The sequence below is a fragment of the Streptomyces sp. NPDC127119 genome (genome assembly GCF_042677425.1).
Classification (GTDB): Bacteria; Actinomycetota; Actinomycetes; order Streptomycetales; family Streptomycetaceae; genus Streptomyces.
The window spans coordinates 1-9,619 of sequence record NZ_JBHXTO010000221.1 but is presented as its reverse complement, the minus strand read 5'-3'; the positions used below and the strand labels follow the sequence as shown (position 1 = coordinate 9,619).

General features: G+C 70.2%; 8 protein-coding genes. 4 read left to right on the top strand and 4 right to left on the bottom strand.

Annotation, left to right across the window (positions count from 1 at the left end; translation table 11 throughout):
* Window positions 1-41: 41 nt before the first annotated feature.
* The gene (nadA, locus tag ACFVH5_RS42110; protein WP_384815467.1) at window positions 42-1,226 is read right to left on the bottom strand and encodes a quinolinate synthase NadA; all 1,185 of its coding nucleotides are present in this window, start codon (window positions 1,224-1,226) and stop codon (window positions 42-44) included.
* Between the two features lie 339 nt (window positions 1,227-1,565).
* Between nadA and ACFVH5_RS42105 the strand changes: the two genes are divergently transcribed.
* Window positions 1,566-1,922 (top strand): iron-sulfur cluster assembly accessory protein, encoded by a 357-nt coding sequence (locus ACFVH5_RS42105; RefSeq protein WP_107018256.1) that lies wholly within the window; start codon window positions 1,566-1,568, stop codon window positions 1,920-1,922.
* A gap of 119 nt (window positions 1,923-2,041) precedes the next feature.
* Here the strand turns inward: ACFVH5_RS42105 and ACFVH5_RS42100 are convergent, their stop codons facing one another.
* Together ACFVH5_RS42100 and ACFVH5_RS42095 are read right to left on the bottom strand one after the other, a co-directional pair.
* Window positions 2,042-3,610 (bottom strand): hypothetical protein, encoded by a 1,569-nt coding sequence (locus ACFVH5_RS42100; protein WP_385838969.1) that lies wholly within the window; start codon window positions 3,608-3,610, stop codon window positions 2,042-2,044.
* Between the two features lie 205 nt (window positions 3,611-3,815).
* The gene (locus ACFVH5_RS42095; RefSeq protein ID WP_385838967.1) at window positions 3,816-4,055 is read right to left on the bottom strand and encodes a hypothetical protein; all 240 of its coding nucleotides are present in this window, start codon (window positions 4,053-4,055) and stop codon (window positions 3,816-3,818) included.
* A 183-nt stretch (window positions 4,056-4,238) separates the two neighbouring features.
* On the opposite strand from ACFVH5_RS42095, the gene ACFVH5_RS42090 reads away from it, so the two are divergent.
* A complete protein-coding gene (locus ACFVH5_RS42090) occupies window positions 4,239-5,213 on the top strand; it encodes a carbohydrate kinase family protein (protein ID WP_385838966.1) in 975 nt (324 codons plus the stop codon).
* A 477-nt stretch (window positions 5,214-5,690) separates the two neighbouring features.
* On the opposite strand, the gene ACFVH5_RS42085 is transcribed toward ACFVH5_RS42090, so the two are convergent.
* Window positions 5,691-7,085, bottom strand: a complete 1,395-nt coding sequence (locus tag ACFVH5_RS42085) for a cysteine desulfurase/sulfurtransferase TusA family protein (protein WP_385838965.1) — start codon at window positions 7,083-7,085, stop codon at window positions 5,691-5,693.
* A 790-nt stretch (window positions 7,086-7,875) separates the two neighbouring features.
* Between ACFVH5_RS42085 and coxB the strand changes: the two genes are divergently transcribed.
* Complete coding sequence (coxB, locus tag ACFVH5_RS42080; RefSeq protein ID WP_384815455.1) at window positions 7,876-8,835, top strand: cytochrome c oxidase subunit II; 960 nt, start codon at window positions 7,876-7,878, stop codon at window positions 8,833-8,835.
* Window positions 8,832-9,619, top strand: a 788-nt coding sequence (locus ACFVH5_RS42075) for a cbb3-type cytochrome c oxidase subunit I (protein ID WP_385838964.1), incomplete at its 3' end; no start/stop codon positions are given. The genes coxB and ACFVH5_RS42075, both read left to right, overlap by 4 nt.

Below are 9,619 nucleotides of genomic sequence, written 5' to 3'. Positions count from 1 at the left end.
GTTTCAGGGGCGCGGGGAACTGCGCAGTCTTTTTTGGCTTTCTACGGCAGCGCCAGCATCCGTTCCAGCGCGAGCTTGGCGAACTGCTCCGTTTCCCGGTCCACCTCGATGCGGTTCACCAGGTTGCCCTCGGCGAGGGACTCCAGCGTCCAGACCAGGTGCGGCAGGTCGATCCGGTTCATCGTCGAGCAGAAGCAGACCGTCTTGTCGAGGAAGACGACCTCCTTGCCCTCGGGCGCGAACCGGTTCGCCAGACGGCGGACGAGGTTCAGCTCCGTACCGATGGCCCACTTCGAGCCGGCCGGCGCCGCCTCCAGCGCCTTGATGATGTACTCCGTGGACCCCACGTAGTCCGCGGCGCTCACGACCTCGTGCTTGCACTCGGGGTGCACCAGCACGTTCACGCCGGGTATCCGGGCGCGGACGTCCTCCACCGACTCCACCGAGAAGCGGCCGTGCACCGAGCAGTGCCCGCGCCACAGGATCATCTTCGCGTTCCGCAGCTGCTCGGCGGTCAGACCGCCGTTCGGCTTGTGCGGGTTGTACAGGACGCAGTCGTCGAGCGACATCCCCATGTCCCGCACGGCCGTGTTGCGGCCCAGGTGCTGGTCGGGAAGGAACAGCACCTTCTCGCCCTGCTCGAACGCCCACTCCAGGGCCTTCTTGGCGTTGGACGACGTGCAGATCGTGCCGCCGTGCTTGCCCGTAAACGCCTTGATGTCCGCGGAGGAGTTCATGTACGAGACGGGTACGACCTGCTCGGCCACCCCCGCCTCGGTCAGCACGTCCCAGCACTCGGCGACCTGCTCGGCGGTGGCCATGTCGGCCATCGAGCACCCGGCGGCCAGGTCGGGAAGGACGACCTTCTGGTCGTCGGAGGTCAGGATGTCCGCCGACTCGGCCATGAAGTGCACACCGCAGAACACGATGTACTCGGCCTCGGGGCGCGCGGCGGCGTCCCTGGCGAGCTTGAAGGAGTCGCCCGTGACATCCGCGAACTGGATGACCTCGTCGCGCTGGTAGTGGTGACCGAGCACGAACACCTTGCTGCCGAGCTTCTCCTTGGCGGCGCGGGCGCGCTCCACCAGATTCGGGTCGGACGGCGAGGGCAGGTCACCGGGACACTCGACGCCGCGCTCGCTCCGCGGGTCGGCCTCGCGGCCGAGCAGCAGCAGGGCGAGGGGCGTCGGCTGTACGTCGAGTTCCTGGGTCTGGGCGGTGGTCACGACACGCACCCTTTCTGTTCTGCGGCTCGCTTGGACCGTCCGACTGGAGCGATCAAGCAGGACACGCCTTTTCGTCGAAATGACGCTATCTATCATAACCGCTTCACGTCACGTTGACGATGCCCATAGCGTCCATGTGACGTGAATCCCGTGGAGGCCGCAGCGAGGACCCCGGCGGCCGTTCACCGAGGTTGTCCACAGGTCGTTCTCCGCTTCCGGGCGGGTGTGCGAGCATGAAGAGAGAAGACAAAGACTCGACGCCCGGCCCGGAATGAATCCGCGGCCCCGCCGGTTGGAACCGTCGGCAAGCAGTCTCCGTACAACCCGGGAGAGAAGCAGATGTCCGTATCGGACGAGACCACCACCGTGAGCGACGGCATCCTCCTGTCGGACGCCGCCGCGGCCAAGGTCAAGGGCCTGCTGGAGCAGGAGGGCCGCGACGACCTGGCGCTGCGCGTCGCCGTCCAGCCCGGCGGCTGCTCCGGCCTGCGGTACCAGCTCTTCTTCGACGAGCGCTCCCTCGACGGCGACGTCGTCAAGGACTTCGGCGGCGTGAAGGTCGTCACCGACCGCATGAGCGCTCCGTACCTGGGCGGTGCCTCCATCGACTTCGTGGACACCATCGAGAAGCAGGGCTTCACGATCGACAACCCGAACGCGACGGGCTCCTGCGCCTGCGGCGACTCGTTCAGCTAGTTGGTCGGCCATGGCCCCGTAAGCCGTGGCGACAGCGAAAGGCGGCGCCCCCTCCAACAGGGCGCCGCCTTTCGCGTTCCCGGACCGACGGGCCGCGGTGCTGCCCGGCCCTCCGGCCGTCAGCCGGTCCGGTCGGGCAGGTCCTTCTCCTGGGGCACGGCCTTGCCGTCCGAGCCGACCACCTTGCGGTCCCCGAGCGGCTTGTCGAGGTCGATCTTCTCGTGGAAGACCTTGGCGATCAGGATGCAGACCTTGTCCTTGTCCGGCTTGTCGGTGACCTCGACCGTCACCTCGCCGCCGCTCTCGTCCGCCGAGGCCGAATAGTCGCTGCACACACCGCCGGTGAAGCGCACGGTCAGCTCCTTGCCGTCCGCGCTGTAGCCCTCGACCCGTACGTCACGGGTCTCGGGCGCCGTGCTCGCCCCGCCGCCGGGTTCGCTCGTGCGCGGGCTCGGCCGCCCGGTCGCGCTGCCGCTCGGCTCGACCTCCGGCGGCTTCGGAGCCGTCAGGTACTTCGGGTCGACCGCGGGATGGGTGACCGTGAAGCCGTCGTCGGTCCCCGGGGGCCGTACCTCGAAGAGCCAGGACGGCACCAGCGCCTGCCGGCCGTCCACGAAGTGCGCGGCGAGACCGAACACCGCGTCCTCCACGACGACCGGATCGGACTTCGGCGCCGTGCTCGACGCCTCGCACGGCGACTCGTCCCGGTCCTTCAGCGGTACGGGGCTGGCGCAGCCGCCGATCCCCACGCGGCCGTTGCCGGTCCCGGACCCGTTCAGCAGCCCGAGCGTCTTCTCCGCGCCGATGACGGGGTACGTGTCGGTCTTCGCCGGGGCCTTCAACTGGCCGCTGCCGCCCACCACCTGGCCGTCCGGGCCGATCTGCACACCGGTCGTCCAGCCGTAGGTCGGCAGGCCGCCCACCTTAGGCTCCGCGTTCACCACGCGCACGGCGTCCATCAGCTGGCCGGCGTCGAGCTTCGCGTCGTCCTGGCCGACCGCCTTCAGGACCGGCGCCGCGGCCTTCTTCGCGGCGGCGGCGCTCACCGGGTCCACGTCGGCGCCCTTGGCGCTCTCGCTCCCGCCCGCGCCCCCGCTCCGGTCGGCGCACGTGGTGGTGCCCTTGCAGTCGTCGGTGCCGGGAGCGAAGCGGCTGAACGTCCAGGTGCCGGGCGCCTGCTTGCTCACCCGCAGACCGGCCCCGAAGCCGTCCTTCGTGGCACCGACCTTCCAGGCGTCACCCTCCGCCTTCGGGGTGCCCTCCACCCCCAGCGCGTCGGCCAGCCTCGCCACCTCGGCCGCCGAGACCGTGCCCTTCGTCCGGTAGACGGCCGCGGAGGAGGGGCCGTCCGGCAGCTCGCCCTCGGCGCGGTAGGTCACGCCGTTCGGGTCGGGCTCGCCGGGCGCGATGCCGTCCGTGCCGTCGGAGCCCGCGGTGCCGTTGCCCGTACCGCTCTCCGTGTAGCCGTCGAGGGCCAGGAGCGGCGGGTTCCCGTCGCCGCGCGGCGCACCGGAACCGTCCTTGCCTCCGGAGCCACCGGTCGTGGTGGCGGCGACATACGCCCCGCCGCCACCGACGAGGAGCACGGCGGCCGCCACCGAGGCGACGGCCACCGGCGAACGCCGTCGGCGCGGCTGGTCCTCGTCGGCGGCTCCGGCCGCTTCGTTGTCGGGTCGCTCGGTGTCCACCGCATTGCTCCTTCTGCCACGCCGTCGTCCCACGGGACCCACCCCTGACCGGACCGGGCCGGATCAGGGCAGAGCAGGGTCGTATCCTGCCTCCCCTTTACGGGGGACAGCGATGGGACGCGGCGGGGGAGCGTGCGGTTCCCTTCAGGGGGAGCGGGTTCGAGATCGGCGTGCCGTCGTCGTCCCGCGCGCCTTCACCGGGTGATCAGTCGCCGTAGTCGGACATGCCGTCCAGCAGGCGGGCGGAGGCCGGTGGCACGGTCACGCCGTTGATGAGTGCCGGGGACACCGGCCGGGCAGTGATCCGGGCGGGGACCTCCCAGTGCGGGACCATCCGCGCGCAGTCGCCCCGCAGCTCCGCGAGACCGCCTTCGAAGCCTTCGACGGTGTCGAGGGCTTCGAGACCGAGCGGGGCGTCGCCACCATGGATCTTGAGGTTCGTCATAACGGAACCGTATGCACCGGAAGCCGGATGAAAAAGCCCTACTATCGGGTAGTTTTGCCTGCTTCGCAGTTCAGGACTCCAGCGGACTCCGACGACAACTCCAGCAGGACCCCACCGCCGGCCGTACGCCGACCCGGTAGCGTGAACTGTCAATCCCCCTCCTCGCAGGAGTGTGTCCTAGCCGTGCGTATCGCTGTCTCGGGCTCCATCGCCACCGACCACCTCATGACCTTCCCCGGCCGCTTCGCCGACCAACTGGTCGCGGATCAGCTGCACACGGTCTCCCTCTCCTTCCTGGTCGACAATCTGGACGTACGCCGGGGCGGCGTGGGCGCGAACATCGCCTTCGGCATGGGCCAGCTCGGCTCGTCGCCCATCCTGGTCGGAGCCGCCGGCTCCGACTTCGACGAGTACCGGGCCTGGCTGGACCGGCACGGCGTCGACACCGAGTCCGTCCGGATCTCCGAGGTGCTGCACACCGCGCGCTTCGTCTGCACCACGGACGCCGACCACAACCAGATCGGCTCCTTCTACACGGGTGCCATGAGCGAGGCCCGCCTCATCGAGCTCAAGAAGGTCGCCGACCGGGTGGGCGGGCTCGACCTCGTCCTCATCGGCGCGGACGACCCCGAGGGGATGCTCCGGCACACCGAGGAGTGCCGGACGCGCTCGATCCCGTTCGCCGCGGACTTCTCCCAGCAGATCGCGCGGATGGACGGCGACGAGATCCGGCTGCTGCTCGACGGGGCGACATACCTCTTCTCGAACGAGTACGAGAAGGGGCTCATCGAGTCCAAGACCGGCTGGAGCGACGCGGAGATCCTGTCGCGGGTCGGCCACCGGGTGACGACGCTGGGCGCGCGCGGCGTGCGCATCGAGGCCGTCGGGTCCGACCCGATCGAGGTCGGCGTTCCGGAAGAGACGGCGAAGGTCGACCCGACCGGGGTCGGGGACGCCTTCCGGGCGGGATTCCTGTCGGGGCTGACGTGGGGCGTCGGGCACGAGCGGGCCGCGCAGGTCGGGTGCATGCTGGCGACGCTGGTCATCGAGACGAAGGGGACGCAGGAGTATCAGCTCCGGCGCTCACACTTCCTCGACCGCTTCACGAAGGCGTACGGGCATGACGCGGCGGCGCAGGTCCAGGGGCATCTGGCTTAGGGCCGCTGCCCGGGTCCGGAGTGGCTCGGGTTGTTTTTCGTCCCCAGGTGCGTGGGGGCTGGCCGCGCAGTTCCCCGCGCCCCTGAGGACGGAGGGGGTGGCCCTGCGCTGCTCCCCGCGCCTCTGTGGGGCGTGAGGCAAAAGATTGCGCAGTTCCCCGCGCCTCTGGGGGTGGGGGGTGAACCGGGCGTTCCCCCCCCCGCCTTGAGCGACGCAAGGCCAAAGATTGCGCAGTTCCCCGCGCCCCTAGGGGGGAGCAAGGCCAAAGACTGCGCCGTTCCCCGCGCCCCTAGGGGGGTGGGGGCGGGCGATGTGTTGTTTGGCGTCCCGTCCCCGAGCGGGTCGGGGATGGGGCGTAGCCCCTTCCCGAGGGGCGCGGGGAACTGCGCGGCCAGCCACTACGTGGCCGCAGTCGCCGATGGACGCCGCGCCACCCGAGCTCGGCGGCGTCCGCACGGCCGGCGGGCCGTGGCGGCGCTAGAGGGTCACCCTGCGGACCAGGTACGCCGTACCCCGAGGAGCCGGCTCCTCGCCCGCGTACTCCTGGCCCCGCATCTCGCACCACGCCGGAATGTCCAGCCGTGCCGCCTCGTCGTCCGAGAGGACCCGGACCGTGCCGCCGAGGGGGACCTGGGTGATCACCTTGGCGAGTTCGATCACGGGGATCGGGCAGCGCTTGCCGAGGGCGTCCACGACGAGCGCGTCCGGCGCCCCGGTGGGCGACACCGCGACGGCCCCCGTCGCGGGAGCCCCCAGCTTCTCGCGCACCGCGGCGACCGTACGGGGCAGGACGGCCAGGAAGCGGTCCACCTCCTCCGCCGGAGTACCCAGCGGCAACGACACCCGCACATTCCCCTCGCTCAGCACCCCCATCGCCTTCAGCACATGGCTGGGCGTCAGCGTGCTGCTCGTGCAGGACGATCCCGACGACACGGAGAACCCCTCGCGGTCCAGCTCGTGCAGCAGTGTCTCTCCGTCGACATAGAGACAGGAGAAGGTGAGGAGATGGGGCAGCCGGGTGACCGGATCGCCCACCACCTCCACGTCCGGCACCAGTTCGGGCACCCGCGCGCGGATCCGGTCCGTCAGCTCCCGCAGCCGGACCGACTCGGCGTCGGCCTCGGCCCGTACGGCCCGCAGGGAGGCCGCCGCGGCGACGACGGCCGGGATGTTCTCGAAGCCCGGGGCGCGCCCCGACTCCCGCTCGTCGGCGGGGCCTTGAGCCGCGTACCGCACCCCCTTGCGTACGGCGAGCAGCCCGACGCCCGCGGGGCCGCCCCACTTGTGGGCGCTGCCCGTCAGCAGTGACCAGCCGCCCTCGACCGGCCCCCAGGCCAGCGACTGTGCCGCGTCCACCAGGAGCGGTACGCCCGCTTCGCGGCACGCTTCGGCGACCGCGGCCACCGGCTGGCGCGTACCCACCTCGTGGTTGGCGGACTGGAGGCAGGCGAGCGCGGTGTCGGGGCGCAGGGCGTCCGCGTACGCGTCGGGGGAGACCGCGCCTGTGCGCAGAACGGGCACTTCGGACACCGTGCCGCCCGTTCGGCGGTGCGACTCCGCCGAATGGAGTACCGAAGAGTGTTCGACCGCGGACACGATCAGGTGGTGTCCGACGCGGTGCCGTCCGGCGAGCGCGCCGGCGATTCCCGTGTGTACGGCGCGGGTGCCGGAGGTGGTGAACGTCAGCTCGTCCGGGCGGCAGCCGATCGCCTCGGCGGCGGCCTCGCGGGCGGCGTCCAGGAGGAGCCTGGCGCGCCTGCCCTCGCGATAGAGGCGGGCGGGGTCTGCCCAGCCCTCGTCCAGGGCGGCGTGCAGGGCCTGGCGGGCCACGGGGTGGAGGGGTGCGGACGACGCGGCGTCGAAGTAGGACACGACGCTCACGCTATGCGGTGGCCTCCGGCGGGGGTAGCGGGGGTGGCGGGGGCTGGCCGCGCAGTTCCCCGCGCCCCTTAAGGGGGAGGGCCCGTGGCGCTGCGGCCCTCAGCCCCCGCGCGCCTTGAGTGGCGAAAGGCAAAAGATTGCGCAGTTCCCCGCGCCCCCAAAAAAGACCGGGGACGGGGCGAAGCCCCTCCCCGAGGAGCGCGAGGAACGGCGCGCCCACCCATCAACGCACCCGCGGCCGTCAACGAACCGCCCACCCCCGCCCCGCAAGGGGCGCGGGGAACGGCGCGCCCAGCCACGACGCACCCGCAGCCGTCAACGAATGGTCCAGCCCCGCAGGGGGCGCGCCCACCCACGACGCACCCGCAGCCGTCAACGAACCGCCCACCCCCGCCCCGCAAGGGGCGCGGGGAACGGCGCGGCCAACCGCGACGCACCCGCAGCCGTCAACGAATGGTCCAGCCCCGGAGGGGGCGCGGCCGTCGACGAACCGCCCCGCCCCCCGGCAGGGGCCCCCACCCGACCCCCCGTCGTCGGCGGACCGCGGTGTTCCGGGGTGCTCGCACACCCGAACGCCCCGTCACATGCCTCGCAGAGCCCCGTATTCCACCCCTTCGGGGTGAGTGGCGGCGCGTTGGGGACCCTCCCCGCGCGACCCCAAAAAGCGTCCAGTAGGGTTTGGTCCGCATAAACATCCAAACCCCTGCCCGACGCAGGGCGGCGACCGACCAGCGAGAAGGCCGCAGCCAACCGCGCGGGCGAGACTCTCGGAAGGCGCTACGTGAGTCCCTACGGCTCCGACCGCTCGCCGCGGCGCCCGATGCGGCGGAAGCTGCTGCAGGCACTGACTGCGGGTCTGGTCCTGGCGACCGCGACCGGTTGCACATACAAGGACTTCCCCCGCCTTGGTATGCCCACCCCGACCACGGAAGAGGCTCCTCGGATCCTCTCCCTGTGGCAGGGCTCGTGGGCCGCAGCACTCGCCACGGGCGTGCTGGTCTGGGGCCTGATCCTGTGGAGCGCGTTCTTCCACCGGCGCAGCCGCACCAAGGTCGAGGTTCCCCCGCAGACCCGGTACAACATGCCCATCGAGGCGTTGTACACGGTGGTCCCCCTCATCATCGTCTCGGTGCTGTTCTATTTCACAGCCCGCGACGAGTCGAAGATCCTCAGCCTCGACAAGAAGCCCGACGTCACGGTCAACGTCGTCGGCTTCCAGTGGAGCTGGGGCTTCAACTACATCGAGAACGTCGACGGCTCGTCCGGTGACGCGAAGACCGACAAGAACCTCGACGCGATCCCGGATCGCTTCAAGAAGGACTTCCCGGCGGCCGCCGGCGGGGTCTACGACGTCGGTACGCCCGCCTCGAAGAACCCGCAGACGAACAACCCGGGTCCGACCCTCTGGCTCCCCAAGGGCAAGACGGTCCGCTTCGTCCTCACTTCGCGTGACGTCATCCACTCCTTCTGGGTGGTGCCGTTCCTCATGAAGCAGGACGTCATCCCGGGTCACACCAACTCCTTCCAGGTGACTCCCAACAAGGAGGGCACCTTCCTGGGCAAGTGCGCCGAGCTCTGCGGCGTCGACCACTCCCGGATGCTCTTCAACGTGAAGGTCGTCTCTCCCGAGCGTTACGAGGACCACCTCAAGAAGCTCGCCGAGAAGGGTCAGACCGGTTACGTCCCGGCCGGCATCGAGCAGACGGACCACGAGAAGAACCGGGAGACGAACAACCTGTGAGCATCCTCAATGAACCTCAGGGTGCCGCCGCGGCTGAAGACTCGTACGAGAACGAGCTGCCAGTACGGCGCAAGCAGCCCGGCAACGTCGTGATCAAGTGGCTGACCACCACGGACCACAAGACGATCGGCACGATGTACCTGGTCACGTCGTTCGCGTTCTTCTGCATCGGTGGCGTCATGGCGCTGCTGATGCGTGCCGAACTGGCCCGTCCCGGCACGCAGATCATGTCGAACGAGCAGTTCAACCAGGCGTTCACGATGCACGGCACGATCATGCTGCTGATGTTCGCGACGCCGCTGTTCGCCGGCTTCACGAACTGGATCATGCCGCTGCAGATCGGTGCGCCCGACGTGGCGTTCCCGCGGCTGAACATGTTCGCCTACTGGCTGTACCTGTTCGGCTCGCTCATCGCGGTCGGTGGCTTCCTCACCCCGCAGGGCGCCGCCGACTTCGGCTGGTTCGCCTACAGCCCGCTGTCGGACGCGGTCCGCTCGCCGGGCATCGGCGCCGACATGTGGATCATGGGTCTGGCCTTCTCCGGCTTCGGCACGATCCTGGGCGCGGTCAACTTCATCACCACCATCATCTGCATGCGCGCCCCCGGCATGACGATGTTCCGTATGCCGATCTTCGTGTGGAACGTGCTGCTCACCGCGGTCCTGGTGCTGCTCGCCTTCCCCGTGCTGGCCGCCGCGCTGTTCGCGCTGGAGGCGGATCGGAAGTTCGGCGCACACGTCTTCGACTCGGCCAACGGCGGAGCGCTGCTGTGGCAACACCTCTT